Here is a 26,917-nt window from a genome sequence, read left to right on the forward strand (position 1 = left end):
CGGAATGCCGTGCGACATGCGGCCAACTGCTTGATCCCAAAAAAATACTGGGTGTAGACTGAGTATCCGGCCCTCGGACCACGCTGGGGGCGGACGATGGCCCGGCCAGGTTCAAATGAACCCAGCACAGGAGGCAGACCATGTATCGATTGCGACTGTTCGCGATTCGCAACGCCCGTGCGTTCGAGTGGATCTACAAATGTGTCGAACGGGGCATGGTCGCGATGGATCCGGTCTTTGCAAAGATCGGCTACAACCGCGTTGAACGCCCCATCGCGTTGGTCGAAAAAGGCGTCAAAAGCCTTTTGTTTGATTGCAAGATGTGCGGGCAATGCGTTTTGTCTTCGACGGGTATGTCCTGCCCGATGAACTGCCCCAAGCAACTGCGCAACGGCCCGTGTGGCGGTGTGCGTCCCGGTGAGTTCTGCGAGGTCAAACCCGACATGAAATGTGTCTGGGCCTTGGCCTGGGATGGGGCCAGCCGTATGCAACACGGGGGCGACAAGATAAAAGAGGTCCTTCCGCCCGTGGAACACACGTTGAAGGGGTCATCATCCTGGTTGCGGGTCAGCCGCGAGATTGCAGCACAGGAACGCGAGGCCCGTGACGCTGCACGCGAAACGCTTGCGCAGGCATTCCCGGAGGCGCGCGAGAATGAACCCTCTGCGGCACCTCTGGCTGCTGAACCCCCCAATGCGGTGAACCGGGAGCTGAAGAAATGAACGACGCCCATCGCAGCGAGGTCGAGCCGATCGGCTATGTGCCTGTTCCCGAAGGTTATGTCTCGCACAGTCGACTGGAAAGAGTTCTGCGCTCGGGTCGTTTTGCGGTGACCGCTGAACTGAACCCGCCAGACAGTGCTGACCCCGAAGATGTGTTTCAGGCGGCACAGCCGCTGGGTGAAGTGGCGGATGCGATCAATGCAACCGATGCGTCTGGTGCCAACTGTCACATGTCCTCGTTAGGGATCTGTGCGTTGTTGACCCGCGCGGGGTATTCTCCGGTCTATCAGATTTCCTGCCGAGACCGGAACCGGATCGCCATTCAGGGGGATGTTCTGGGGGCTGCGGCGCTGGGCGTCAGCAACGTATTGTGCCTGACGGGCGACGGTGTCGGGGTTGGGGATCAACCGGGGGCAAAACCGGTGTTCGACTTCGATTCCCTGACCTTGCTGCGGACGATCCGAACGATGCGCGATCAGGGAAAGTTTCTTTCAGGCCGCAAGATCACGCGTCCCCCTCAACTGTTTTTGGGAGCGGCGGAAAACCCCTGCATACCGCCCTATGACTGGCGCCCGGAACGTCTTGCAAAGAAGGTTGAAGCGGGGGCCGAGTTTATTCAGACCAATTACATCTACGACATTCCGCTTTTTGAAAAGTTCATGGATCGGGTGCGCGATGCCGGCCTGGACGAAAAAGTGTTCATCATTGCTGGCGTGGGTCCCATCGCTTCGGCACGCGCGGCACGCTGGATGCGCAGCAATGTGCCCGGAATTCACATCCCGGATCATGTCATCGAGCGGATGGAGAAGGCCGAAAAGCCCGCTGAAGAGGGCAAGAAGATCTGTATCGAACTGATCCAGCAGATCCGGGACATCGCCGGTGTTTCCGGGGTTCACGTGATGGCCTACAGGCGTGAACACGTGGTGTCTGAAATCATACTGGAATCAGGTGCGCTGAAAGGGCGAAAACGAACCCGTTCTTCCTGACGACCTTGCGTCCAGTTGAGTGTCCAAACAAAAAAGGCGCCGGTCGGGCGCCTTTTGCAAGACTGTGTTTGCGGGTCAGTCGAACTTGCGCGACGGGGCAAGCACCATGGCTTCGCCGATCAGGACCTTCTTGCCCTCGACCGAACAATGGCAGTCCAGCTTGACGCGGCGCTTGGCGAAATCGATGTCGATCACTTTCACCTCGGCATAGACCATGTCACCCGGGCGCACAGGCGCCAGGAACTTCAGTGACTGACCCATGTAGACGGTGCCGTGGCCCGGCAGTTGTTCACCGATCACGGCCGAGATCAGACCCGCCGTCAGCATTCCGTGGGCAATACGGCCTTCGAAGATCGTATCGCGGGCATAGTCGTCGTCCAGATGCACCGGATTCCGGTCGGTCGAGACCTGCGCGAACATTTCGATATCTTCATCCGTCACCACTTTGCGCAGGTGGCGGGACATGCCCATTTCGATGTCTTCGATACAGATCGTTCCGCGCGGAAGATTGTCCAACATGTTGCCCTCACTCGAAATCGGCCGTGAAAGAAAAAACCATCATTTGGCCAAGGTTGGCAACTTTATTACTTCGCAGTTGCAGAAAATCAAGTCTTTTCTTGCTACCTCAAGCGCCCGATCGTGTAGGTTGGATTGATCTTTTCCCTTTCAATATAGGCGGTTAGGGATTCGTGATGCGGATGATGCGACGTTTTTGTCTCGGCCGCAGCCAGCCCGCCCGAGATGAACAGAGAATCAATGCCCTCTCCCATGCCGCCCAGAATGTCCGTATGGGGGCCGTCGCCGATCACCAGAATGTCGCTGTCGGGGATATCGTGCCCCAGTTCCTGCAACCGGCGTCGGGCCAGGTCATAGATCGGGGGATGCGGTTTGCCGAAATAGAGGCTTTCACCGCCCATTTCGGTGTACAGCCTGGCCAAAGCACCGGCACACCATTCGCGCACCTCTCCGCGGTCGACTACAATGTCAGGGTTCGCACAAAGCAGTTTCATCCCCATCTGCTTGGCGTACAGGAAATCCGGCCGGTTCACATCCGGGTCGGCCATCGGATCGAACGGGCCGCAGCAGACGATACCCTCGGCTTCCTTCAGCGGCACACGCTCGATATGGATGGGATGATCCAGCAGTTTCAGCGGTTCGAAAAAGCCCGCATCACGTTGCCACTCGCCCATGAAGTAAACCTTGCGCCCCACAGCACCCCGGAACATCGCCGAGCGCGCGGAATCTCCGCTGGTGGCGATGGTGTCATACGCGTCGGCGGGGACGTTGAATTGCACGAGTTGCTCTGCCACCCCGGCGCGAGGTTTGGGAGAGTTCGTGACCAAAACCACCAGTCCACCCTTGGCACGATAGGCCTTCAGCGCTTCGACGGCCTCGGGGTAGGCCGTGATGCCGTTGTGAACACAGCCCCAAAGGTCGACGAACAATGCCTTGTAACGGTCTGAGATCTCGGAAAGCGAGGAAACGATCTGGGTCATGGGGGCCTCTGGGTCTGATATCGCGTTGGCGACAGCTATGCCAAAGCACGGGCCAAATGACCATCCCGCACCCTTCGCCTGCGGTCCTGTAATTCGTCGAAAAAGGGTTCTGTGGTATAGTAATGCGAATGTTTTAAAGAATTTGCGGAGCGTGACATGGGGGATAATACCAAAACCCACAGTACGACCGATGTGCTTTTCCGATGGTTCCAAATCGTTGCCATCACGCTTGCCGGGCTATGGGCAGTTTTTCAATTTGGTCTATTCGAGGTCAAAAAGAACTACGTGCTCGAAGTGAACGTTTCAGCAGATGTTGGTAAGCCCGTGGGTGAAGGGATTGTGCCGGTCAAGATTACAACGTCAGCCCGCAATTCCGGGCAAAAGGGTGTGAACCTTATTTTTGCCAAGGCAATCTTTGCCGAAGAGGATGTCATTCCCAAGAGGCCAGACGATCGTTTTGACATTCGAGACTGGAGTACGCTGACATACAGGCCATACAAATATATGAGGGATATTGGCGAAAGGGTTTTTGCTTTTGCAACGGCCTATGAGATTTTCACGCCGTACTATTATCTCGAAAGGAATGAAACTCAGTGGAGCGAAATTCTGTTCCTTGCGAATACAGCCAGAGCAAACTTCTTCACGTATCAAATTTTCTATTATGCCGCCGAAAGATGCAGGGGTATTTACCCGTTCGAGACGTGTTTTGAGTTCCGGGCTGATACCTTTGAGCCCCAACAAGGAGAACCATGCCCCGGTGATCTCTTGTGGGTGGGTGTGACCAATCTGTGTATTCAATATTTCCGCAGAGTCCTGAATAGCGACTCCACGGATTGGGAAGAGATCACCGAGGATGACTTGTTCAAAGATCACAAAATGATCTTCTATCGGCGCGACGGAAATCTGTACCTTTGGTCGGAAGAATCTGAGGCGGTCGAACACTAAAAAGGGCGCCGTTGGGGCGCCCTATGAATTCGATTTGTACGGAAATCAGACCTTCAGGTTTGGAATGATCTGCTTTTTGCGGCTCATGATACCGGGCAGAACGACGGCGTCCCCGTCCACGGTAACACCAAAGCTTTTCTCGGCCACGGCTTTGACCAGATCATTGGGGACCAGCAGGGTGGCCTCTTCGTTCAGGATATCAACCACGAACAGCAGCACCTGATCGACGCCGTCTTCCTTGGCAACTTCCACCATCGAGTCCGCCAGGCTGGCCTTGCGGTCCAGAACGACGCCGGGGGCGGTGGTTTCCAGAACCGAGACCCGGAATTTGGTGCCGTCGACCTCGTATTCCTTGCTGTCCATGCGGATCAACTCGGCGTCCGAGAAGGACGAGACATCCGATTTCGCCGCAAACATGTCGGCTGCATATGCCGAAATGTCCAGCTCGAGCTCGGCCGCCAGACGTTCTGCAACCTCGCGGTCATGCGCCGTGGTGGTGGGAGAGCGGAACTCCAGAGTATCCGACAGAATGCAGGTAAGCGCGGCGCCTTTGATGGCGTCGGGCATCTTGGCCGCATCTTCGCCCATCAGATCGACCATGATGGTGGCGGTGCAGGCCAGGGGGCGCACTGTGATGTCGATCGGGCCTTTGGTTTCCAGGCCACCGACCAGCTTGTGATGATCGATGATGGCGCGGATGTCGGCGTCGTTGATGTTGGCCGGCAGTTCGGCGGGGTTGTTGGTGTCGACGATAACTACCGGGGTTTCCGCGGGCAGGTCCTCAAGGATCCGCGGCTTGGGCAGGTCCCAGTTTTCCAGCATGAATGTTGCTTCGGTGTTGGGTTCACCCAGCAGTACGGGTTCGGTCTGCTCACCCTTGACCTCGTTCAGGTACCACGACCACAGGATCGGCGAACCTGTGGAATCTGTGTCGGGGGATTTGTGGCCAAATACTAGCGTCGTCATGTCAGAGTCCTGCGGAATGAGAATTTGCGCGCCTTATAGGGCGGGTAAATGCCGTTGTCACGCCGCAGACCACCGTCTGCGACGCTTGGTCTGAAAACCGCCGGGCCCGTTCAGAATGCGGCGCGTGTCAGAACGTATCCGGCTTCTTCCAGCTGGTTCAGCAGGCCGTAATCATCACTCAGGTGCCCCGCGCCGACCGCAATCACAACTGTCTGATCCGCGATGTCCAGAATCTGCGCCATCCAGTTGGCATTTCGCTGCACCAGCAACTGCTGTTCGAAATTGCGCCATTCCGCGTCAAAGGCCTCGGGGCTCAGGCCCGACTGCTCCAGCCCCTGTAGGCGGGCAAGCTGTATGATCTCGGCGTGCTTTTCTTCCAGATACGCGTTGGCCATGGTGGCCAACTGGTCGGCATTGCCCTGCATCGCCCCGGACAGGCGCACAAGCGACTCGACCTGTTTTTCCAGCGGGTGACTGTCGAACATGGCCATCAGGTCTTCGATTCGTTCCAGCGAGTGCTGCGGGATACCTTGTTCGACGGCCAGATCGTTCAGACGGGCGTCCATTCCATAAGTCGCATTCGGGTCCTCGATCATGCAGGGCGGAATGCTCAGCATCATGGTCAGGAACCACGGGCGCATCTTCGCAGCCATCCAGCCGGGGATGCCGCGCTGGGCCAGGGCTGCGGACAGCGCATCCCAGTCGTCTTCCGCCATCAGGTCGATCAACGTAGGGCCCGAGGTAATCATCACCGCACTCAGGTCGCTGGCCATGGTCTTTTCGAAGGCGTCCATGTCGTCCTGGGTGACTTCGAAATAAAAGGCGTCCGCTTTGCTGAGTTCGGGCGACAGGCGGTCAATTACGCCTTCCATGCGCGGATCGTAACTGTGCAGCGTGCCGATGATGTGCAAAACCGTGTCGCCCTTGCGTGCAATCCAGTGATTGCCTTCGGGATAAGCGATCTGGGCCACTGCACTTTGCAATTTGGTCCGGGTTTCCTCGGGCAGTTGCGGTCGCAGGTCCACCCCCTCGCACGCGGCCTGAGCCGAGATCGGAAACAGAAGGAACGCAAGAAAAGTGAGCAAACGCATGGAGCCAGCCTGAATGGTGTCAAGAAGTTGAACCCAGACTTAGCCACGCCACCTTCCGATGTTCAAGCCGCCCGTCTGGTATTCCCCGACAATCTGCGTAGCATGGCCACATGAACCGCGAGCAGGATCTCTATCCCCCGGTCAAGGCGCTGCTGGAGCGGCAGGGATACGCCGTCAAGGGCGAAGTCGGCGCAGCCGACATCGTTGCGGTGCGCGATGGGGATGCGCCGGTGATTGTCGAACTGAAACTGCGTTTCACGCTGGCCCTGTTTCATCAGGCGATCACCCGGCTGAAACTCACCGATCTGGTCTATGTTGCAGTCAGCAAACCCACGGGCCGAACGGCCCGGCGGGCGCTGAAAGATAATCTGGCACTGTGTCGAAGGCTTGGCCTGGGCCTGATCACCGTGCGGGCTGATGGCACGGTCGAGGTTCAGTGCGATCCCGGCCCCTATGCGCCCCGCAAGAACAAAGCCAGGGCCGCACGGTTGCTGCGGGAATTCGACCGGCTGGAAGGTGACCCGAACGCCGGGGGCGCGACGCGCCATGGTATCGTGACGGCGTATCGGCAGGATGCACTGAAATGTGCGGCCTTTTTGGCCGAGAATGGCCCGACCAAGGGATCAGACGTCGCCAAGTCGGTCGGCGTCCCGGTTGCCACCCGGCTTATGCGGGAAAACCACTATGGGTGGTTCGAGAAGGTTGAAAAAGGCATCTACGGGCTTACGTCAGCCGGAGCGGAAGGCTTGAAACACTGGGCCTATAGCTGGGAACAGGCTGACTGATCCATCTTGCAAAAAATCTCTCACAACTTGTTGACTCGGAGTTTCAGACTCCCTAGCTATGCGTCGTTATCACTCACACACCCCGAGTGCTAACGCCTCGCCATCCGGTGAGGGGAGGATAGATAAACTTTGAGCCCAAGGAGCTGCAAAGATGGCATTGAAACCGCTTCATGACCGTGTGCTGGTTCGCCGCGTAGAGAGCGAAGAGAAAACCGCAGGCGGCCTGATCATCCCTGACAGCGCAAAAGAAAAGCCAAGCGAAGGCGAAGTCGTCGCAACCGGCGAAGGCGCGCGCAAGGACAGCGGCGAACTGATCGCAATGGCTGTCAAAGCTGGGGACAAGATCCTGTTCGGCAAATGGTCGGGCACCGAGGTCAACGTCAACGGCGAAGAGCTGCTGATGATGAAAGAAAGCGACATCATGGGGATCATCGAGTAAGCCCGCGCGCTTTCTCTGATCTTCATTTCAAACTTATTTCTCAAGGAGAAACGACATGGCTGCAAAGGACGTCAAATTCGACACCGATGCCCGCAACCGTATGCTGAAGGGTGTGAACATTCTGGCCGACGCGGTTAAAGTGACCCTGGGCCCCAAAGGCCGCAACGTGGTTCTGGACAAATCCTTCGGCGCGCCGCGCATCACCAAGGACGGTGTTTCGGTGGCCAAGGAAATCGAACTGGAAGACAAGTTCGAAAACATGGGCGCGCAGATGGTGAAAGAAGTCGCCAGCCGCACCAATGACGAAGCCGGCGACGGCACCACCACCGCAACCGTTCTGGCACAGGCGATCGTAAAAGAAGGCCTGAAGCAGGTTGCAGCGGGTCTGAACCCGATGGACCTGAAGCGCGGCATCGACCTGGCAACCGCCAAGGTTGTTGAAGGCATCAAGGAAGCCTCGCGCGAAGTCAAAGACTCGGCAGAAGTTGCTCAGGTTGGCACCATCTCGGCCAACGGCGAAGCCGAAATCGGCCAGCAGATCGCAGACGCGATGCAGAAGGTCGGCAACGAAGGCGTCATCACCGTCGAAGAAAACAAAGGTCTGGAAACCGAGACCGACGTTGTCGAAGGTATGCAGTTCGACCGTGGCTACCTGTCGCCTTACTTCGTCACCAACGCAGACAAGATGATCGCAGAGCTCGACGACTGCATGATCCTGCTGCACGAAAAGAAACTGTCCTCGTTGCAGCCGATGGTCCCGCTGCTGGAACAGGTGATCCAGTCGCAGAAACCGCTGCTAATCATTGCCGAGGATGTTGAAGGCGAAGCGCTGGCAACTCTGGTTGTCAACAAGCTGCGCGGCGGCCTGAAAATCGCTGCCGTCAAAGCACCTGGCTTCGGTGATCGCCGCAAGGCCATGTTGCAGGACATCGCAATCCTGACCGGCGGTCAGGTCATCTCCGAAGATCTGGGCATGAAGCTCGAGTCCGTCACCATGGACATGCTGGGCACCGCCAAGAAGATCGAAATCACCAAAGACGAAACCACCATCGTCGACGGTGCTGGCGAGAAGGCCGAGATCGAAGCACGTGTTGCCCAGATCCGTACTCAGATCGAAGAAACCACCAGCGACTACGACCGTGAGAAGCTGCAAGAGCGCGTTGCCAAACTGGCAGGCGGTGTTGCCGTGATCCGCGTCGGCGGCATGACCGAAGTTGAAGTGAAAGAGCGCAAGGACCGTGTGGACGATGCTCTGAACGCAACACGCGCTGCCGTTCAGGAAGGCGTTGTTGTGGGCGGTGGTGTTGCTCTGGTTCAGGCCGGTAAAGCACTGGAAGCTCTGAAAGGTGCAAACGCCGATCAGGACGCAGGTATCAACATCGTTCGCAAGGCTATCGAAGCGCCGCTGCGCCAGATCGCCGAGAACGCAGGTGTCGACGGTGCGGTTGTCGCTGGCAAAGTTCGCGAAAGCGACGACGCGGCCTTCGGTTTCAACGCTCAGACCGAAGAATATGGCGACATGTTCTCGTTCGGCGTGATCGACCCGGCCAAAGTGGTTCGGACCGCTCTGGAAGACGCTGCATCGGTTGCTGGCCTGCTGGTCACTACCGAAGCAATGGTTGCCGACAAGCCGGCCAAAGAAGGCGCGGCACCTGGCGGTGGCATGCCCGACATGGGCGGCATGGGCGGCATGATGTAAGCACGTCGAATTCGCCTCTGGGGAATTCTGACGACCCGACAGGCGCTTGGCGGTATGACCAAGCTGCCGAAAGGGAAGCCCTTGAGCTTAAGAATGGGGTCGCCTTCGGGCGGCCCCGTTTTGTATTAACCGTTCTTTTTTGTCAGCGGGGTGCGACGCAGCTTCGACAAGCGCTGTTGGTCTGTCTTGCGACCTTCGGGAAAGTGAGTGTGCAAACCCGGCCCAAACGGCTATGCGGATGGCATGAGATTGTTTTTGCTCACCGCCCTGACCATGTGCGCCTTCGCGGCGAATTCCATTCTGAACCGGTTGGCCATCGACAGCGGAGCCAGCGATCCGACCGGATTTGCCATCCTGCGGGTTTTGGCGGGGGCCGTGGTGCTGGCCGCTCTTGTGCTGGCACGCGGGGGGCGCCTTCCGCTGCGCAATCGAAGGCGGATTATTGGTGCGGGATCGTTGACGCTCTACATGATCGGGTTTTCGATCGCCTACCTGACGCTGGATGCCGGATTGGGTGCATTGATCCTGTTTGGCACGGTGCAAATTACGATGTTTTCGATCGGCGCACTGACGGGCGCGACTCCTACCGCCCGGCAGGTGGCGGGGGCAGGTGTTGCGCTTGCCGGTCTGGCCTATGTGCTGTGGCCGACTGGCGCCGTTCAGGTCGACCTGAACGGCGCGGCTTTGATGGCCGCCGCCGGTATTGGGTGGGCCCTTTACTCGATAGCGGGCCGATCAGAGAAAAACCCGCTGGAGGGAACGGCCGCCAATTTCATTGTCGCTTTGCCACTGACTGCCGTGGCGATGCTGGCCACCGGCGGCGTCTGGCAGATGAATGGGGTGGGGTATCTGCTGGCCGTCCTGTCCGGTGCGGTAACATCCGGGCTTGGCTATGCTTTGTGGTATCGTGTTTTGCCTCAACTGGCCCCGTCCGTGGCGGCTGTCGTTCAGCTCAGCGTGCCGGTGATCGCAATTCTTGGCGGTGTCGCCTTTCTGGGCGAGATTGCCGGAGCACGGCTGATCATCGGCGCCACGCTAGTTTTGGGCGGTATCGCGCTGGCCGTGCTGCGACGTCACCGGGGCTAGGGCTTTTATCAAAGGCAGATAGGCTTTATCTGGCGGTTATGAAACTTCTGATTGCCTTGCTCTTCTGCCTCGTTCCAGCCGCAGCCAGTGCGAAATGCGTGATCCTTCTGCACGGTCTTGCGCGCACCGAGGCCTCGTTTACCGTGATGGAGCAGCTGTTCAAGGCGCATGACTATACTGTTGTGCGCCACGGGTATCCATCGACTGAAATCGGTATTCCGGAACTGGCAGAGCAAACCATCCCGGACGCGCTTGCAGCCTGTGGCGATGACAAAGCCAATGTCGTTGCGCATTCCATGGGCGGTATTCTGTTGCGCTATTGGCTCAAGGACCATCGGCCCGAGAACCTGGGTCGTGTCGTCATGCTCGGCCCGCCCAATCAGGGCAGCCAACTGGTCGATGAACTGAGCGCATGGGAAGTGTTCGGGTATCTGAACGGCCCGGCGGGCCTGCAATTGGGCACCGGTCCCGAAGGCATTCCGCGCCGCCTGCCGCCGGTGGATTTTGAACTGGGGGTGATCGCGGGTGAGAATTCGCTCAACCCGCTGTTTTCATCGCTGATCGACGGGCCGGATGACGGCAAGGTTTCGGTTGAAACCACCAAGGTCGAAGGGATGGCCGATCACATTGTTCTGCCCGTGACCCACACCTTCATGATGAACAACCCGCTGGTTATGGCACAGGCGCTGCATTTCATCGAATTCGGCCGGTTCGATCGGCAGATCACCTGGCTGGACGGCGTGATGGAGATAATCGACGAGATCTGCATCGGGCAGGATTGCTCGGAACCTGACTCGGAGTCCACACGATGACTGCACTGGACCTGGTTTTGACCGGCGCAGAGGTCCTGTTGCCGGAGGAGGGTCTTTCGCGCTGCGATCTCTCGATAGCAGAGGGCGTCATTCAGCAAGATCGGACCGGGCGCAGGGTTGACCTGAGCGGTTATCTTGTCCTGCCCGGTATCGTCGATCTGCACGGGGACGGGTTCGAACGCCACATCGCCCCTCGGCGCGGCGCGATGAAGCAGATGAACGAAGGCATTCTGGCAGCCGAAGCCGAACTGGCCGCCAATGGCATCACCACCGCCGTTCTGGCCCAGTTCTACAGTTGGGAAGGTGGCGTGCGCGGCCCCGAGTTTGCCGCGCAGGTGTTTCGGGCAATAGCTGCGGTCAAGGACAGCACCGTCACCGATCTGATCCCGCAATTGCGTTTCGAAACCAACATGTTAGGGGATTACGAGGGTCTGGCCCGTCGCATCGCCGAATGGCAGGTGCCTTATGTGGTGTTCAATGATCACCTGCCGCATGATCGTTTGGCGCAGGGCAAAAAGCCACCGCGCCTGACCGGTCAGGCACTGAAGGCCGGACGCAACCCGGACGCGCATTTTGAGATGCTGCTCAATATGCATGCCCGCAGGAGCCAGGTTCCCGCTGCCGTCGAAGCACTCAGCGCCGAACTTGTGTCAATGGGGGTGCGCTTGGGCAGCCATGATGACGCGACCGCCGAGACAAGGGCATGGTGGCGCGACCAAGGCGTGCGTATTGCCGAATTCCCCGAAACGCTTGAAGCCGCCGAGGCCGCGCGTTCCGCCGGGGATCACGTTATCCTTGGCTCTCCCAACGTTGTGCGGGGCGGGTCGCACAAGGGGAATGCCAGCGCCGTCGAACTGATCGCCATGGGGCTTTGTGATGCGTTGGCCTCGGATTACCACTATCCCAGCCCGCGCCGCGCGGCGCTGATGCTGGCCAGAACCGGTCTGCTGGATCTGGCCGATGCTTGGGCGCTGGTCTCGTCCGGCCCCGCGCGGGTGCTGGACATGCAGGACAGGGGCACGCTCGCGCCGGGAAGACGCGCGGATCTGGTCATCCTGGATGCGGATACCCATCGCGTTGCTGCCACCCTGGCTGGTGGGCGCGTCAGTTACATGTCAGGCGACATCGCCGCCCGGTTTTTCGGGTAGACCCGCAAAACCTTCATCTTTTCCCAAATACTCTCGCCGAAGGCGTCGCGCGCAGGCGCGACACCCTCAACGTTTGATGCGGTTGAAATGCCCCATCTTGCGCCCGGCCTTTACCTCGGCCTTGCCGTAGAGATGCAGCGCCACGTCCCGCTCACGGGCCAGTTCTGGTACGCGGTCCATGTCGTTGCCGATCAGGTTCTCCATCACCACATCGGAATGGCGCTGTCCGTCCCCCAAAGGCCAGCCTGCCACGGCGCGGATATGCTGTTCGAACTGGTCGACAGCACAGCCGTTCTGCGTCCAGTGGCCCGAATTGTGAACCCGCGGAGCGATCTCATTCACGATCAGGCCACCGGGCGTCACGAACAGCTCGACCCCCATCACGCCGACATATTCGAGTGCGTTCAGGATGTTCGCCGCCAGCAGGATTGCGTCTGTGCGCTGGGCGGGGGACAGGCGGGCAGGGATGGTGGTGGTGCGCAGGATGCCATCGCGGTGCACATTCTCACCCGGATCGAAACAGGCAACCTGACCGTCCAGACCACGGGCCGCGATGATCGACACCTCGTGCGAGAAATCCACGAACCCTTCCAGAATGGCTGGTGCACCGGCCATATCGGCCAGAGCGGCCTCGGCATCCTCAGGCTTGCGCAGCCGGGCCTGTCCCTTGCCGTCATAGCCGAAGCGACGGGTTTTCAGGATGGCGGGCGTCCCGATCTGTTCGATCGCCGCATTCAGGCTGTTCAGGTCGGCAATATCCGCAAACGGGGCCGTCTTCAGACCCAGCTCTTGCAGAAATGTCTTCTCGGTCAACCTGTCCTGGCTGACCCGCAATGCCTCGCGCCCGGGGCGGATCGGACGGTGCGCTTCCAGAATGTTCAGTGCTTCTGTCGGGATGTTCTCGAACTCATAAGTGATGACATCGACGGCACCGGCAAAGGCTTTCAGCGCTTCTGCATCATCATAAGCCGCAGTGGTGACGCGATCCGCAACCTGCCCCGCCGGCGGGTTCGCACCCGGTTCGTAGATATGGCTGACAAAACCCAGCCTGGCGGCTGCCACGGACAGCATCCGCCCCAGCTGACCGCCCCCCAGAATCCCGATCACTGCACCTTGGGCGAGCATTTCCGCCATCTTCAACTCTCCAAACGTTTGCCAATAGCGCCAAGCGCGGAACGCAGCGCCTCATGCGCGCGCCCGTCCTTCAGGGCGTCCGTCATTTGCAGGCTCAGCGTGCCCTCTGTCGCCAGGGCGTCACGCTCCTGCGCCAACCGGCCGGCTGTGCCTTTTTTCATCGAGGCCAGAAAGCCCACCATCAACTGTGTTGTATAGAACTCGGCCCCGTCCGTATCTCCGGTTGCGTCACCCAGCCATTCGGCACCCGTTGCCATCAGGTCCAGAATGCCGGGAACCATGGCACAAATGGCGAAATGCGCATTCAGCGCGGCTTCATCCGCAACCTTGACCACGGGGTTCTCGGGCTCAAACAGATCCGCCAGCAGGCGGTCATTGCCAAACGCCGCCATCGGGCAGCCGCCGGTTTCCAGAAACCCCAGCGGGATGGTCTGCACGAAATCCGACGCAGGGGCGCAAAGCGCGGCAAGTTGCTCGGCGGGCACCGACGCCATGACCGACACGACCTGCTGATCGGCACGAAAGATCAGCGGGTCCAGAACGTCGGCCGCAATATGCGGGCGCAGGCACAGAAAAACGATGTCCGAGGTGTCAATCACGGTCTGAGGCTTGGCGATGGTCGCGCCCAGTTCCGCCTTCAAGGCAGAAGAAACTTTGGCGTTGCGCTCGGTCACGCTGATCTGGTGCCCCTTGGCGGCCATCAGCCGCGCGATCGGCGCGGCGATATGGCCGGTGCCGACAAAGCCGATCCGGCTCATCCCTGCGGTTCCTGGGGGATCGATGCTGACAACGCGTCACGCCAGTTGTCCAGCCGTTCCGCCAAAGCATCATCCCGCAATGCAAGAATGCCCGCCGCCATCAGGCCGGCATTGGCCCCGCCGGCGGACCCGATCGCCATGGTTGCCACCGGGAAACCCTTGGGCATCTGCACGATGGAATACAGCGAATCCACGCCCGACAAGGCGCGGGTCTGCACCGGGACGCCAATCACAGGCACCCGCGTTTTCGACGCCATCATGCCCGGAAGATGCGCCGCCCCGCCCGCACCTGCAATGATCACCTGCAACCCGCGCGAAACTGCGGTTTTGCCATAGTCCCACAGCCGGTCCGGCGTGCGGTGGGCCGATACGATGCGCGCTTCGTAGGCGACGCCCAGTTCGTCCAGAATATCCGCGGCTTCCTTCATCGTGGGCCAGTCCGACTGGCTGCCCATGATGATCCCCACTTTCACATCGCTCATCCGCATACGTCCCCGCGCTCAGAAAGAGCGCGCACTATAGCCAAATCCGGTTGGCTGGCAATGCGGTACAGGGCGTTCAGGCGATGATATCGGGGGTCAGGCGGTCTTCGATCAGGCGGATGATGTCTTTCAGGCGCAGTTTCTCTTTTTTCAGGCGCCGCAAGGTCAGTTGATCGGCCGTTCCTTTGTCATGCAATGCCTGAATCGCCTCATCCAGATCGCGGTGCTGCCGGCGGAAGACCTCAAGCTCAACGCGCAATACTTCATCTGTTTTCATCGAAAGATCGGTAGGCGCGTTCATTGGCGACTCGAGTTGGTTGTGGTGCTTGGCCAACAAGATAGTGTGTCAGACGTTATCGCGCCAGACCTTGTGGACATCCTGGTTTCTTCCCATATTCTATTGCAGGCGGTTGCCAGAACGGGGCCGCACACCACGTCGCTTTGACAATGAAGGACGAAAATACGTGTCGAAACTTACTCTTGGCTCATACCCGCATCTTTTGGGGTTCGAGCAGTTGGAACGCCTTCTGGAACGGTCTGCAAAGGCCGGAAATGAAGGGTACCCGCCCTACAACATCGAACAGACGTCGGATTTCTCCTACCGCATCACTCTTGCGGTGGCCGGGTTTGCCGAAGAGGATCTGTCAATCACAATCGAGGATCGCCAGTTGGTGATCCGGGGTCGTCAGCGCGACGACAGCGAGGGGCGCATATTCCTGCATCGCGGCATTGCGGCGCGTCAGTTCCAGCGCATGTTCGTGCTGGCCGACGGTGTCGAAGTGGGCGAGGCGATCATGGAAAACGGTCTGCTGCATGTGGATCTGACCCGCGCCGTGCCGGAAACCGTGGTTCAGACGATCAACATACGGAAGGGGTAAGAGCAATGAATACACCGATTGAAATCAACACCGAAGGCAACCGTATTGTCTATGTCAAAACGGTTGAAGTATCTGAATTGCCTCGGGAAGTTCGTGAACAGGCAGGCGATCTGGATCAGCTTTACGCCGTCCACGATTCCGACGGGCAGCAACTGGCGCTGGTCGCAGACCGCAAGCTGGCCTTTGTGCTGGCGCGCGAACATGATCTGTCTCCGGTGGCCGTTCACTAGGCGGCCGAAATCTCTGCTGAAACGAAGTGGCATTTTCTTTTCATGCGGTGATCTTGCCGCACATGCACAGGCAGGAGCGGCACCATGGGCTGGTTTGACTTTGACTGGGTGGACGCCTTCAGTGATCGCGCCTTCGGCGGCAACGGATGTGCCGTCGTCCACGAAGGTGCGCGCCTGACGCAACAGGTCTGCATGGCCTATGTGCGCGAAACCTCTCTGGTCGAATGCACCTTTACCGGCTCGTCCGAGGTGGCCGACATCCGCGTCCGCTATTTTCTGGCCAGCCGCGAAATCCCTTTCGCGGGGCATCCGACTATCGCCACCGTCGCGGCGATGCGATCCCGCGGCATGATCTCGGGCGATAGTCTGACGCTGGAAACCGGTGCGGGTCTGGTCTCGATCCGGTTGCAGGATGAGCAGATCGAAATGACTCAGGTCGCACCGCAATTCGGAGCGCATGTGCCTGCGGAACTGGTGGCGAAGGCGATCAGCCTGCCACAGGAAGCCATCATTTCGCCGCCTCAGATGGTTTCAACCGGCTTGCCGTTCTGCATCACCGTTCTGCGGGATCATACGGCATTGCGGGCCGCTCAACTGGTTGAAGGCCCATTGCGCAAAGTGGCTGAAACCGCGGGGTATTCCGGCTCGGATATGGCCGAACCGTTTCTTGTCACGCTGCAAGGGGCAACCGATGAGGGGGATACGTTTTCGCGCCTTCTCATGGCACCGCCCAGCCCGCCCGAAGATCCGTTTACCGGGTCTGCCACCGGTGCGATGGCCGCCTATTTGTGGAAACACGGGTTGATGAAAAAGGAAAGCTTCATCGCCGAGCAGGGTCACGATATGGGGCGCCCCGGGAAAGCCACCGTCACGCGTGTCGGCCCGCCTGATGCGATGACAGGCATCAAGGTTTTCGGTCAGGGGCATATCCTGATGCGCGGGCAGGTTGACCTTCCGGAAGCGCCGATAAAATGAGCGGGCGTTGACCGAGGGCTGCCCCCGACATTCTGGCCGGAGGCGGCAGGTTACATCCAGCACAGCCGCAATCTGGGCTCACGCCTGGGTTGGGTCGGGTTTGCCGACAAAACAGAATCCAGCATAAGTTCAAAGGTCGCCGACCTCGGATGCGACGCACAGGACGAAGCGGTGTCCTTGATCCGGAAAGGACTGAAGGCAGAGGTGCTCCGACAAGCTCAGGTCGGATCCAAACCAGAAGCTGACAATGGCCGGAGATCTGTTCGCTATCTCAGTTTCACACCCGCCTTGAGGTCCTGAACAGCATCAGGACCAGCGGCTATCGTCATTTGAAAGCCAAAAAAACGGCCCCCGGAATCTCCGGAGGCCGCCCAATACAATCAGATGAGACCGCAATCAGTTTGCTGCGATCAGGCCCATGCTTTCAAGTTTCAGCAGCACCTGATGGGCGCAATTGTCGACCTCGACATTCTCGGTTTCGACCCGTAGTTCCGGGTCTTCCGGAACATCGTAAGGGTCCGAAATTCCGGTGAATTCCTTGATCTTGCCCTCGCGCGCCAACTTGTAAAGGCCCTTGCGGTCGCGGCGTTCGCATTCCTCGATGCTGGTGGCCACATGCACCTCGCAGAAGGCACCGAACTGTTCGATCTCTTCCCGAACCGCGCGGCGTGTCGTGGCATAGGGCGCGATCGGGGCGCAGATGGCGATGCCGCCGTTCTTGGTGATCTCGGAGGCCACATACCCGATGCGGCGGATGTTCAGGTCGCGGTGCTCTTTCGAGAAGCCCAGTTCCGAACTGAGGTTCTTTCGCACGATGTCGCCATCCAGCAGCGTCACCGGGCGGTCGCCCATCTCCATCAGTTTGACCATCAGCGCGTTGGCGATGGTCGACTTGCCCGAGCCCGAAAAGCCGGTGAAGAAGACGGTGAAACCCTGCTTGGAGCGCGGCGGGAAGCGGCGGCGCAGTTCCTCGACCACTTCGGGGAACGAGAACCACTCGGGGATTTCCAGCCCTTCACGCAGGCGGCGGCGCAGTTCGGTGCCCGAGATGTTCAGGATCGTGACGTTGTCCTTGTCGAGAATCTCGTCATTCGGTTCGTACTGGGCGCGTTCCTGCACATAGACCATGTGCTTGAAATCCACCATTTCAACGCCGATTTCGTCCTGGAACTGTCGGAACAGATCCTGCGCGTCATAGGGGCCGTAGAAATCCTCACCTTTGCTGTTCTTGCCGGGGCCCGCGTGGTCGCGGCCAACGATGAAGTGGGTGCAGCCGTGGTTGGCGCGGATCAGGCCGTGCCAGACGGCCTCGCGCGGGCCAGCCATGCGCATGGCCAGGTTCAGTAGGCTCATCGAGGTGGTCGAGGCGGGGTACTTGTCCAGCACCGCCTCATAACAGCGCACACGGGTAAAGTGATCGACGTCGCCCGGTTTGGTCATGCCCACGACCGGGTGGATCAGCAGGTTGGCCTGTGCCTCTTTGGCGGCGCGGAAGGTCAGCTCCTGATGCGCGCGGTGCAGTGGATTGCGGGTCTGGAAGGCCACGATGCGGCGCCAGCCCAGTTTGCGGAAATAGGCGCGCAATTCATTCGGCGTGTCGCGGCGGCCACGGAAATCGTAATGCACGGGCTGTTGGATTCCGACCACCGGTCCGCCCAGATAAACCTTGCCGGCCACGTTGTGCAGATAGTTCACCGCCGGGTGAGCGTCGTCATCGGCGCCAAAGACCTTCTCGGCCTCGCGCGCCTTGTCCGGGGTCCAGCGGTCGGTCACGGTCATGGTGCCCAGGATCACGCCTTCCTGATCGCGCAGAGCGATGTCCTGCCCAAGTTCGATCCGATCCGCGAAGTCTTCGCTGACATCCAAAGTGATGGGCATTGGCCAAAGCGTTCCATCGGCCAGACGCATATTCTCGACCACATTGTCGTAATCTGCTTCGCTCAGAAATCCCTTGAGCGGGTTGAAGCCACCATTCATCAGCAGTTCCAGGTCGCAGATCTGACGCGGGCTCAGATCCCAGCTGGTCAGATCGGCAGCTTCCACCTTCAGCTTCTGCGCCGAATCGTATGACACATACAGTTCGGAGATCGGGGCCAGATTGCTTAACATCGTCATCGGAATACTCTTGTAGCAGTGTTGATTTGCCAGTGGATATCGGGCGGTTTCGAGGCGTTTGCACCGGCTGACAGGCGAAGTCCACAGGCGTCAATGTAACAAAGGAGGATATGCGCCGAATATTTTTGAATTGGAAGAAATTTCTAATTCACAAGTCAAATCGATGATCTGATCCTTGCAATCAGAGGTTATTCGTTCAAGCGGAGTATTTCTGTTCCTGTTTTGTGACGTTTTGCTCAAGTATGGACGCACGGGTGACTGGCAGGGCGGGAATCGGTTCAGACACGCCGCGCAACTGGAACAACCTGATTTCGTCCTGTGGCACGACGACATCTGCGGCCTTCAGCAACGCTTCCGAGACCAGCAGTTCGACCTTCAGCGCCTTGGTTTCGCTTTCAAGGCGACTGGCGACATTGACGGCGTCGCCGATTATGGTTTTCGACGCATGCCCCGCCGCGCCGATCTCACCCACCACCAGATCCCCAAGATGCAGACCCATCCCGATGCGAATGCCGGGGCTGCCTTCGGCCTCGAGCTGTGCATTGAATTCATCGAGGGCGTGGCTGATGTCGATGGCGGCTTTCAATCCGGCACGGGCGGACGCCGCTGCATTCGGCTTTTCAAAAACGGCCAGCAGCCCGTCTCCCATGTATTTGTCCACGACACCGCCTTCCTTGGTGATGGCAGGCACGACGGCGTCGAAAAACCGGTTCAGCAGGAACACGATGTCATAAGGCAATTGGCCGGTCGTGCGCGCGGTAAAGCCGCGCATGTCCAGAAACAGAACAGCCAACTGGCGTTCCTGACCCTGACTGGCATGTCCGCGTATGCGTCCGCCATCTGGCCTGAAGACCCGAAAAACGGTGGTGGGTTCTGTCGGGCGTATCTGGCAGGCCAGTCGCGTCTGTGACGATGCACCCACAGCAGCAAGGCTGCGCGCTTCGACATCGCCGGGCGGCGGCAGGGCGTCGTTGCCATCCTCCACGATGACACGGCAAGTGGTGCAGCGCCCCTTTCCGCCGCACAGGGCCGCATGCGGGACGCCGTTTACCTGCGAAATCTCAAGCAGGGTCATGCCTTTTTCCGCGACAACTTCAGGCCCTTTGGCGTAACGCACGCGCACCGAATGCCTGCGCCGCCACAGTTTGCGCCCGATGTAAACCAGACCCGTTGCACCAAGGGCCAGCCAGAACACCATAAGGCCATAGTCTTTTACACTGAACAGGGTCTGGAAGGTCTCGGGCGACGGCCAATTGTAGTGCTCGATATATTGCTCGCGCAGGAATTCATCAGCGAAGTCGGCCCATATGCGGCGCCCCTCGGTCAGCAGGCCGGCCAACGCGAAAAAAGGCACGAAAACCGCAACACCGATCAGATAGGGCGCGACCCGCGACCACCACCGGGTCAGCCGCAGCCACATATGCAAGCCGATGCAGCCGTGTATCCAAACGATCAGCAACAAGGCGCTTTGCATCCATACGGCGATACTGGGCCACATCAGAATGATGATGTATCCCATCTCGTCGTTGACGTCATAGACCTCGTGCGCGACCCGCGTGTGAACGATGTGCGAGATCAGTTGCAGCGGAATCAGCAAGCCCAGTCCGACCTGCAAGGCCGTGCTGAAGGGCATCCGCAGGGTTCTGCGTTGTGCGATCGACGTCAGGGCCAGACCTGCATGCGTGAAAAGAGCAGCATAGAAAAGCACGCTGATGACATTGTGGCGGGTGATGGCCTTCCGACCGTCCTGCATCCCGTGCAGGTAATCCGTGTGAAACAGGCCCAAGCCAATGTTTATGAAATGGAAGAATGCGAAAACAAACAACACAAGACCACTGACGATCCTGAGTCGGGTTGACCACCCGCCGCGCCAAAGAGCGTTGTTCAAATGCTCACCTGCTTTTCGCTTTTCCCTCAGCAATCCTGATACGCCGCTGGCTGGGGGTCAAGGGATTGGCAGGCGGCGTCGGCTGCTGATCAGAGATTGCACCGCAACTTGTGCTGTGCGGTGCCCCCTTAAACCCCGGGGGCACTGTCCTGAAAAAGGCTGACGGCCTGCGGTTCTGAAAATGCCGGGTCAGCCCCGGAGTATTCAGAACGCGCGTTATTCGTTTTCCGCCAGGAACCGTTCGGCATCCAGCGCCGCCATGCAGCCCATACCGGCGCTTGTGACCGCCTGACGATAGACGTGATCGGTCAGATCGCCCGCCGCGAACACGCCCGGAACCGAGGTTTCCGTGCTGCCCGGCTTGGTGACGACATAGCCACCCATATGCGTTTCAAGCGTGTCTTTGACCAGCTCGTTCGCGGGCGCGTGGCCGATGGCAACAAACACGCCTTTGCAGGGGATTTCTGTGATCTCTCCGGTTTTGACATGCTTGACGCGAACACCCTCGACGCCCAGTGGCGCATCGGTGCCGATCACTTCTTCCAGCTGGTGGAACCACAGCGGTTCGATTTTGTCGTTCTTCATCAGCCGGTCTTGCAGGATCTTTTCCGCGCGCAGCTCATCGCGGCGATGGATCAGAGTCACCTTGCTGGCGAAGTTGGTCAGGAACAGGGCCTCTTCCACGGCCGTGTTGCCGCCGCCGATCACCACGATTTCCTGTCCGCGATAGAAGAACCCGTCGCAGGTGGCGCAGGCTGAAACGCCAAAGCCCTTGAATTTCTCTTCCGACGGCAGGCCCAGCCACTTGGCGCGCGCGCCGGTCGCCAGAATGACGGCGTCCGCCGTGTATGTGGTGCCGCTGTCGCCCTTGGCGGTGAAGGGGCGCTGGCTGAGATCCAGATCGTTGATGATGTCACCGATCACTTCGCAACCCATGGCCTTGGCGTGATCCTGCATCCGGACCATCAGGTCGGGGCCCTGTACCTCGGTGTCGCCGGGCCAGTTCTCGACCTCGGTCGTTGTCGTCAATTGGCCGCCGGGCTCGATGCCCTGTACCAGAATGGGCTCCAGCATGGCGCGGCTTGCGTAAACGCCCGCAGTGTATCCTGCGGGCCCCGATCCGATGATCAGAACCTTGGTGTGTCGTGTGTCGGCCATGGTATCCCCGCTCGAATTGCCTGAATTGGGCTTTTGGCCCGTCGCCCCGATATAGCGACCGACAGACCCGGCTTAAAGCCCCTTACTGTTTATGGCCTCGCAAGCGACCCTGCGTAGGGTGCGGGGAAAATGAGGGATTTGAAAACAAAGAAAATTGCGCATGTGCGAAACATTATTGCGTGCGCGTGGGGGGCTGATATAAGAACCGCAAAAATCAGGAGCATTTGATGGTCACGACTCGGTTGGATGATATCGACCGCAAGATTCTGGCGGAATTGCAGGCAGACGGTCGGATGACCAATGTCGAACTTGCAAAACGGGTCGGAATCTCGGCGCCGCCCTGTCTGCGCCGGGTGCGCACACTGGAGGAATCCGGCTATATCACCGGTTACCACGCCGAGGTGAACTCCCGCGAGCTGGGATTCGAAGTGCAGGTGTTCGCCATGGTCGGGCTCGACAGTCAGGCCGAGACCGAACTGCGCGCGTTCGAAGAGCGCTGCCGCGAGTGGCCACTGGTTCGGGAATGTCACATGCTGAACGGCGAGGTGGACTTCATCTTGAAATGCGTCGCACCTGATCTCAGCAGTTTTCAGCAGTTCCTGACCGGTGAACTGCTGACCACGCCAAACGTGGCCAGCGTCAAGACATCGCTTGTTATCCGCGGCGCAAAAGACGAACCAGGCGTGCCGTTCGACGTTCTGGAAGAACGAATGAACCGGACGGCGTAACCCCCAGACGTTTTGCAGGTGCGGTGTTTGGTGGCAGCATGGCAGCCACCGCCAAGGATAGAATCCAACTTAGTACCAGCTGCATGATGCCCCCCATAATGCAGTAATCGCTATCGCACTCAGGCTGTCATCGCGTCGATTTCCCCGTCTCCGGCGCGCGGCATCAGCAGCGGACCAAAATCGTTGAGCGATTCGATATGCGCGAACAGGTTCAGATAAACCGACCGCAACGAGTGGCTGATCATCCGGACCGCGTTCACACCTGGGTGATACGTTTCGAACTGTAAACCATCTACCCGAATAACGGAATGCCGTTTTAGGCAAATGTGAAACAGTTCAACTGGCGTCGGCGGCATTGTTTCAATCACGCCCGTTCCATCCTGGAATTCGGACACAGGGGTCAGAATCGGGCCATTCCCATGCAGATGCCGCAAATGCGTCGGCGTGCCCACGATCCGCGCCGCAGGCCCGGCGATTACACCCGACATCGGCTTTTGCATCCCGAATGTATCCGCCGTGATGCGCGTAAGCGGCCGCGTGCGGCCCCGCGAATCCGGACGTCCGGGGATCAGAGTGACAGATCCCTTCCACAGCACGGTTTCGGACGCGCCATCCTGGGTCAGGACCGTATCTCCCGGCATCAGGTCTTCGATGGCCATCGGCCCATGTTCCGTTTCAACCAGCGATCCGCGCGTGAAGGCGCAAAATGCGTCTTCGAACATCGGCAGGGCAGGCGCGATGTGTCTGGTCTGAACCACGTTTCCGTTTTTCAACAGGCTGCTGACTTCATACCGGCGCAGCTGGGCCTTTGGTTTCGCAACCGGCCGCGGTGCTTCCCGCAGCATGGCTGTCGTTTCGATCGCATTTCTGGCCGCACGGGCCAGTGAACTAGGAATAGTCATAAATATTCCGTCCCCTCAAATTGTCCGGTCAGGCGCGGCGTATCCCCGTACAGACCAACCTGGCGAACTGGTTCTTTGTCTTGAAACAAATGGATGACACATGGGCGGCGGCCGGTCGGACCCCGCATTGCGACAAAATCTCGCTTTCCAATGGTCAACACATTGACCCCCCAGACAAACTCGTACTTCACGGGCGAAAATTGCCCGCACACACACACAACTCCTGAATTCGCCTCGACCCCCTCAGATCGTGACACACCACACATCGGGCAGGAGCTTGCCCGAAGCGCGTTCACCCCATCGAGACCGGCAGCTTGGCCTCAGGGTGCTTCTGCCTCAGCGTCGTGCCGCGATGCGACTGGCGACCCTGACAGAATGGCTTGATACCCGCTTCCACGGCATTTCCAGCTTCTGGCTCCGCGTGGCGGCAACCATGGCTTTGAGAAAGCGAGACTTGGTTTTCATGTTCTGGTCCTGCTCTGAACGGGTTTGTTTCCCGCATCCGTTATGAACCTTTTGTGACGCATGTTTGCGGCATGGATAAGGCTTATCCGGGATGTTTTGCAGACAAGAAATTTATGGTCGGTCCATCCTTTCACTCAACACGCCAGCGTCCGAAACAGGGACGTCAGAAGACCATCTGATAGCTGGCAAAACTCGTTACGATTCTGAGTCCGATAAACACAACAAATGTGGCGGAAAAGTGGCGACGTGCCTAAATCTGGGCCAAAATCACAATCTTATGACCGAGATCAGTCGCCCGTAATCGGCCTCGTTTGCGTGTGTTGTGCGGCGGTAGGAATAGAACCGGTCCGGGTCGGAATATGTGCAGTGCCGGGTCCATTCCGCCTGCCCGACACCGGCCTGCCGCAATCGGTGCAAACCAAAGGCGGGCAGGTCGAATTGCAACCGGTCATCCTGACCGTTTGCAAAGAACCGGCTGTTCTCCGGAGAATCGGCGATAAATGCGTCCAGAAACTCGGGGCCTACCTCATACGCGCGTTGGGAAATGCTGGGGCCGATGACGGCGTTGATATTCCGGCGCGTCGCGCCAAGTGCTTCCATGGCGTCCAGAGTCGCCTCCAGTACGCCGTCAAGCGCGCCGCGCCAGCCCGCATGGGCGGCTCCGATCACATTGGCCGCGGGATCGGCAAACAGAACCGGTTGGCAATCTGCCGTCAGAATCGTCAGCGCCAGACCGGGTGTCGCCGTGACGACCGCGTCCGCGCGCGGTTTTTCACCTTCCAGGGGCTGTTCAACCGTCAGAACTGTTGGGGAATGAACTTGATGCACGCCGATCATCGCCTCGGGCGCAACACCCATCGCGTCGGCAACCCGCCGGCGGTTCAGCGCGACAATTTCGGTTTGATCTGACGATCCATAACCGCAATTCAACCCGTCGAAGATACCGGAAGAAGCCCCGCCGCGACGGGTGAAGAACCCGTGACGAAATGGGGAAAGCAAGTCCGAAGTCAGAATTTCCAGTGTCATGGCTCCAATCCCGGCGGTGGCGCAGCATAGGCCGGATACAGGCCCATCACCTTGAACAGATTTCCCATTTCGTCCGGGTGCGTCAACCGGCGATGCGCTGCAATCAGGGCGTCCAGCTCGGAACCGCTCAGCGTCCGGGACAATGCCTGTGCCCGGGCGGTTATGCCAAGCCGTTCCAGAAACACGCCCTGCGGAGTCAGGCGCGTATGCCTGGCTCCACAGGCGCGGGTCGCAACGGCCAGAGGCTCAAAATCCACATGTGCCGTCAGGTCGGCCTGGCCGGGTGACGCCAGCGGATCGGCGGGCTCATGGTTTTGCAGGGCTTGCAGCGTATCGCCCAAGGAATGCCAGTCGCCATAATCGATGATCAGCGCGGCGCCTCCATGGCTGGCGATCCGACCGGCAATCACGGTCAGAATGGGGATCGCTGCCGCGCACAGCTCGACCAGATCACCATCCCTGGTGTCCGAAAGCCTGTCAGTCAGCGCCACTTGCGGCCCGTTGGGGCCCCGCCCAAACAGCAATTCGCCGTCGCGTTCGCCGACCAGGCGTTCGCTCCAGCCGTCACCGTCGCGCAGGAACTGCCGGACGGGCAGTGCGTCGAAGAACTCGTTCGCCACCAGCAGCAGTGGCTGGTCCGGCAACTCTGCGACGCTGTCGGCCCAGTTCGGTGTGTAATCCTTCAGGGTGCCCGCCTGCACCTGCTTCAGGGCAGGCGAGGCCTCGACCAGCACAATCCGGGCAGCATCGTGCAATCCCTGCACGGTTCGGGTGGCACGCAATATATCACTCATCAGAGTGCCGCGCCCGGGCCCCAATTCGCACAGGGTGAATGGCGCGGGACGGCCCTGATCCACCCAGCATTGCGCTAGGCACAGCCCGATCAGTTCTCCAAACATCTGGCTGATTTCCGGTGCCGTGGTGAAATCCCCGGCAGCCCCCAGCGGATCACGCGTCGTGTAATAGCCCAGCGTGGGATGCAGAAGACATTCGGCCATGTAGTCGGCCACGCTCATCGGTCCATCCTGTCGGATGCGGGCGATCAGGTGATCGGTCAGGCTCATTTTGCCCGCCCTGCGCGCAGGACAAACCACAGGCCAAGCGCGATCATGGGCAGCGACAGGATCTGCCCCATGGTCAGACCATATCCGCCCACATGCCATGCAAGCCCCAGCGGATTGCCGGGCGACACGAACTGCGCATCGGGCTGGCGGAAGAATTCAACAATAAAGCGCGATGCGCCGTAACCCGCCAGAAACGTGCCCATGACAAAGCCCGGTTTGTGAAACGCGCCGCGTCGATAGACCAGCCACAGCAACAGCGCGCCCAGCAACACACCTTCCAGCGCCGCTTCGTACAACTGCGAGGGATGTCGGGCGCACATTCCCGCAACCACGCCGGGGCAGTCCTGTGCGGCAAAACCGGGAAAGATGACGGCCCATGGCAGCTCGCTCGGGCGGCCCCACAGCTCGGCATTGACGAAATTGGCCAGCCGTCCCAGCAGCAGGCCGGGTGGCACGGTGTAAGCAACCAGATCGCCCAGTGACAGGGCCGGGATCCGATGGCGCCGGGCAAACAGGTACGAGGCCAGGATCACGCCCAGCAGCCCCCCATGAAACGCCATGCCGCCTTGCCAGACCTTCAAGATCTCAAACGGGTGCGACAGGTAATAGCCGGGTTGGTAAAACAGCACGAAACCCAGCCGCCCGCCCAGGATCACGCCCAGAATGATCCAGGTGACCAGATCTTCCAGTTGGTCCGGTTTCATCGGCGGACCGTCGGCTGGCCACAGGGCAGGGCGGCGCAACGCCACGACCGCCAGCCGCCACGCAATCAGGATGCCCGCGATATAGGCCAGCGCATACCACCTCAACGCGAACTCCATCCCGAACAGCGAGATCGAGAACAGTTCGGGCGACAGATCGGGGAAATTCAGAACAGCCTGCATGTGCGTCTCATTGCCCGGGGTTTGCGGGGCAAGTCAACCTTGAGCCTGCGGCAAT

29 protein-coding genes are annotated in these 26,917 nt (G+C 59.4%); 13 read left to right on the forward strand and 16 right to left on the reverse strand.

Annotated features, from left to right (window positions below; genetic code table 11):
• Nucleotides 1-140 precede the first annotated feature (140 nt).
• Together AC2FFD_RS01015 and AC2FFD_RS01020 are read left to right on the forward strand one after the other, a co-directional pair.
• On the forward strand, nt 141-722 hold the full coding sequence (locus tag AC2FFD_RS01015; protein WP_224854125.1) for a methylenetetrahydrofolate reductase C-terminal domain-containing protein: 582 nt from the start codon (nt 141-143) through the stop codon (nt 720-722).
• Nucleotides 719-1,708 (forward strand): methylenetetrahydrofolate reductase, encoded by a 990-nt coding sequence (locus AC2FFD_RS01020; RefSeq protein WP_170346051.1) that lies wholly within the window; start codon nt 719-721, stop codon nt 1,706-1,708. The genes AC2FFD_RS01015 and AC2FFD_RS01020 overlap by 4 nt, the downstream gene beginning before the upstream one ends.
• Before the next feature lie 75 nt (nt 1,709-1,783).
• Here the strand turns inward: AC2FFD_RS01020 and AC2FFD_RS01025 are convergent, their stop codons facing one another.
• The gene (locus tag AC2FFD_RS01025; RefSeq protein WP_117872517.1) at nt 1,784-2,227 is read right to left on the reverse strand and encodes a MaoC family dehydratase; all 444 of its coding nucleotides are present in this window, start codon (nt 2,225-2,227) and stop codon (nt 1,784-1,786) included.
• A 101-nt stretch (nt 2,228-2,328) separates the two neighbouring features.
• On the reverse strand, nt 2,329-3,204 hold the full coding sequence (locus AC2FFD_RS01030) for a TIGR01459 family HAD-type hydrolase (protein WP_257599290.1): 876 nt from the start codon (nt 3,202-3,204) through the stop codon (nt 2,329-2,331).
• A 156-nt stretch (nt 3,205-3,360) separates the two neighbouring features.
• Here AC2FFD_RS01030 and AC2FFD_RS01035 point away from each other — a divergent pair, with 156 nt between their 5' ends.
• Complete coding sequence (locus AC2FFD_RS01035; RefSeq protein WP_496871481.1) at nt 3,361-4,149, forward strand: hypothetical protein; 789 nt, start codon at nt 3,361-3,363, stop codon at nt 4,147-4,149.
• Nucleotides 4,150-4,194: 45 nt separating this feature from the next.
• Here the strand turns inward: AC2FFD_RS01035 and AC2FFD_RS01040 are convergent, their stop codons facing one another.
• A complete protein-coding gene (locus AC2FFD_RS01040; protein ID WP_257599288.1) occupies nt 4,195-5,115 on the reverse strand; it encodes a manganese-dependent inorganic pyrophosphatase in 921 nt (306 codons plus the stop codon).
• A 110-nt stretch (nt 5,116-5,225) separates the two neighbouring features.
• A complete protein-coding gene (locus tag AC2FFD_RS01045) occupies nt 5,226-6,206 on the reverse strand; it encodes a TraB/GumN family protein (RefSeq protein ID WP_496871483.1) in 981 nt (326 codons plus the stop codon).
• A gap of 110 nt (nt 6,207-6,316) precedes the next feature.
• On the opposite strand from AC2FFD_RS01045, the gene AC2FFD_RS01050 reads away from it, so the two are divergent.
• From AC2FFD_RS01050 to AC2FFD_RS01075, 6 genes are all read left to right on the forward strand, one after another.
• Nucleotides 6,317-6,991, forward strand: a complete 675-nt coding sequence (locus AC2FFD_RS01050) for a DUF2161 domain-containing phosphodiesterase (RefSeq protein WP_496871486.1) — start codon at nt 6,317-6,319, stop codon at nt 6,989-6,991.
• A 151-nt stretch (nt 6,992-7,142) separates the two neighbouring features.
• Nucleotides 7,143-7,430 carry a co-chaperone GroES gene (gene groES, locus AC2FFD_RS01055; protein WP_152458994.1) on the forward strand — a complete coding sequence of 96 codons (288 nt, stop codon included), beginning with the start codon at nt 7,143-7,145 and terminating at the stop codon, nt 7,428-7,430.
• 55 nt (nt 7,431-7,485) lie between these two features.
• Nucleotides 7,486-9,129, forward strand: a complete 1,644-nt coding sequence (groL, locus tag AC2FFD_RS01060) for a chaperonin GroEL (RefSeq protein WP_170346057.1) — start codon at nt 7,486-7,488, stop codon at nt 9,127-9,129.
• A gap of 243 nt (nt 9,130-9,372) precedes the next feature.
• Nucleotides 9,373-10,215, forward strand: coding sequence for a DMT family transporter (locus AC2FFD_RS01065; protein WP_496871489.1), 843 nt, complete (start codon nt 9,373-9,375; stop codon nt 10,213-10,215).
• A 38-nt stretch (nt 10,216-10,253) separates the two neighbouring features.
• Nucleotides 10,254-11,027: an alpha/beta fold hydrolase gene (locus tag AC2FFD_RS01070; RefSeq protein WP_170346059.1), complete on the forward strand. Its 774-nt coding sequence runs from the start codon at nt 10,254-10,256 to the stop codon at nt 11,025-11,027.
• The gene (locus AC2FFD_RS01075; RefSeq protein ID WP_480683683.1) at nt 11,024-12,175 is read left to right on the forward strand and encodes an alpha-D-ribose 1-methylphosphonate 5-triphosphate diphosphatase; all 1,152 of its coding nucleotides are present in this window, start codon (nt 11,024-11,026) and stop codon (nt 12,173-12,175) included. The genes AC2FFD_RS01070 and AC2FFD_RS01075 overlap by 4 nt, the downstream gene beginning before the upstream one ends.
• Before the next feature lie 66 nt (nt 12,176-12,241).
• Here the strand turns inward: AC2FFD_RS01075 and AC2FFD_RS01080 are convergent, their stop codons facing one another.
• From AC2FFD_RS01080 to AC2FFD_RS01095, 4 genes are all read right to left on the reverse strand, one after another.
• Nucleotides 12,242-13,309, reverse strand: a complete 1,068-nt coding sequence (locus AC2FFD_RS01080; protein ID WP_496871492.1) for a 5-(carboxyamino)imidazole ribonucleotide synthase — start codon at nt 13,307-13,309, stop codon at nt 12,242-12,244.
• Between the two features lie 2 nt (nt 13,310-13,311).
• A complete protein-coding gene (locus AC2FFD_RS01085; RefSeq protein WP_496871493.1) occupies nt 13,312-14,067 on the reverse strand; it encodes an NAD(P)-binding domain-containing protein in 756 nt (251 codons plus the stop codon).
• Nucleotides 14,064-14,549, reverse strand: a complete 486-nt coding sequence (gene purE / locus AC2FFD_RS01090) for a 5-(carboxyamino)imidazole ribonucleotide mutase (RefSeq protein ID WP_496871495.1) — start codon at nt 14,547-14,549, stop codon at nt 14,064-14,066. The genes AC2FFD_RS01085 and purE overlap by 4 nt, the downstream gene beginning before the upstream one ends.
• Before the next feature lie 76 nt (nt 14,550-14,625).
• Nucleotides 14,626-14,850 carry a YdcH family protein gene (locus AC2FFD_RS01095; protein ID WP_152458986.1) on the reverse strand — a complete coding sequence of 75 codons (225 nt, stop codon included), beginning with the start codon at nt 14,848-14,850 and terminating at the stop codon, nt 14,626-14,628.
• 163 nt (nt 14,851-15,013) lie between these two features.
• On the opposite strand from AC2FFD_RS01095, the gene AC2FFD_RS01100 reads away from it, so the two are divergent.
• From AC2FFD_RS01100 to AC2FFD_RS01110, 3 genes are all read left to right on the forward strand, one after another.
• Nucleotides 15,014-15,427 (forward strand): Hsp20 family protein, encoded by a 414-nt coding sequence (locus tag AC2FFD_RS01100; RefSeq protein WP_058275530.1) that lies wholly within the window; start codon nt 15,014-15,016, stop codon nt 15,425-15,427.
• A gap of 5 nt (nt 15,428-15,432) precedes the next feature.
• Nucleotides 15,433-15,657 carry a DUF1150 family protein gene (locus tag AC2FFD_RS01105; protein ID WP_117872546.1) on the forward strand — a complete coding sequence of 75 codons (225 nt, stop codon included), beginning with the start codon at nt 15,433-15,435 and terminating at the stop codon, nt 15,655-15,657.
• Nucleotides 15,658-15,741: 84 nt separating this feature from the next.
• Nucleotides 15,742-16,632: a PhzF family phenazine biosynthesis protein gene (locus AC2FFD_RS01110; protein ID WP_496871497.1), complete on the forward strand. Its 891-nt coding sequence runs from the start codon at nt 15,742-15,744 to the stop codon at nt 16,630-16,632.
• A 396-nt stretch (nt 16,633-17,028) separates the two neighbouring features.
• Here the strand turns inward: AC2FFD_RS01110 and AC2FFD_RS01115 are convergent, their stop codons facing one another.
• The 3 genes from AC2FFD_RS01115 to trxB form a co-directional block, all read right to left on the reverse strand.
• A complete protein-coding gene (locus AC2FFD_RS01115) occupies nt 17,029-18,747 on the reverse strand; it encodes a bifunctional sulfate adenylyltransferase/adenylylsulfate kinase (RefSeq protein WP_170346065.1) in 1,719 nt (572 codons plus the stop codon).
• 196 nt (nt 18,748-18,943) lie between these two features.
• The gene (locus AC2FFD_RS01120; RefSeq protein ID WP_480683687.1) at nt 18,944-20,635 is read right to left on the reverse strand and encodes an adenylate/guanylate cyclase domain-containing protein; all 1,692 of its coding nucleotides are present in this window, start codon (nt 20,633-20,635) and stop codon (nt 18,944-18,946) included.
• Between the two features lie 216 nt (nt 20,636-20,851).
• Complete coding sequence (gene trxB, locus AC2FFD_RS01125; protein ID WP_170346067.1) at nt 20,852-21,793, reverse strand: thioredoxin-disulfide reductase; 942 nt, start codon at nt 21,791-21,793, stop codon at nt 20,852-20,854.
• Between the two features lie 227 nt (nt 21,794-22,020).
• Between trxB and AC2FFD_RS01130 the strand changes: the two genes are divergently transcribed.
• A complete protein-coding gene (locus AC2FFD_RS01130; protein ID WP_152458979.1) occupies nt 22,021-22,521 on the forward strand; it encodes an Lrp/AsnC family transcriptional regulator in 501 nt (166 codons plus the stop codon).
• Nucleotides 22,522-22,640: 119 nt separating this feature from the next.
• On the opposite strand, the gene AC2FFD_RS01135 is transcribed toward AC2FFD_RS01130, so the two are convergent.
• The 5 genes from AC2FFD_RS01135 to lgt form a co-directional block, all read right to left on the reverse strand.
• Nucleotides 22,641-23,423 carry a Hint domain-containing protein gene (locus tag AC2FFD_RS01135; RefSeq protein ID WP_170346068.1) on the reverse strand — a complete coding sequence of 261 codons (783 nt, stop codon included), beginning with the start codon at nt 23,421-23,423 and terminating at the stop codon, nt 22,641-22,643.
• Between the two features lie 336 nt (nt 23,424-23,759).
• Nucleotides 23,760-23,888 carry a hypothetical protein gene (locus AC2FFD_RS01140; protein ID WP_256367481.1) on the reverse strand — a complete coding sequence of 43 codons (129 nt, stop codon included), beginning with the start codon at nt 23,886-23,888 and terminating at the stop codon, nt 23,760-23,762.
• A gap of 267 nt (nt 23,889-24,155) precedes the next feature.
• The gene (gene pgeF / locus AC2FFD_RS01145; protein WP_170346069.1) at nt 24,156-24,914 is read right to left on the reverse strand and encodes a peptidoglycan editing factor PgeF; all 759 of its coding nucleotides are present in this window, start codon (nt 24,912-24,914) and stop codon (nt 24,156-24,158) included.
• Nucleotides 24,911-25,978 (reverse strand): class I SAM-dependent methyltransferase, encoded by a 1,068-nt coding sequence (locus AC2FFD_RS01150; RefSeq protein WP_496871501.1) that lies wholly within the window; start codon nt 25,976-25,978, stop codon nt 24,911-24,913. Before AC2FFD_RS01150 ends, pgeF begins: the two co-directional genes overlap by 4 nt.
• Nucleotides 25,975-26,862 carry a prolipoprotein diacylglyceryl transferase gene (gene lgt / locus AC2FFD_RS01155; protein WP_496871502.1) on the reverse strand — a complete coding sequence of 296 codons (888 nt, stop codon included), beginning with the start codon at nt 26,860-26,862 and terminating at the stop codon, nt 25,975-25,977. Before lgt ends, AC2FFD_RS01150 begins: the two co-directional genes overlap by 4 nt.
• Nucleotides 26,863-26,917 lie beyond the last annotated feature (55 nt).

It is taken from the genome of Ruegeria sp. YTSC002 (assembly GCF_059609845.1).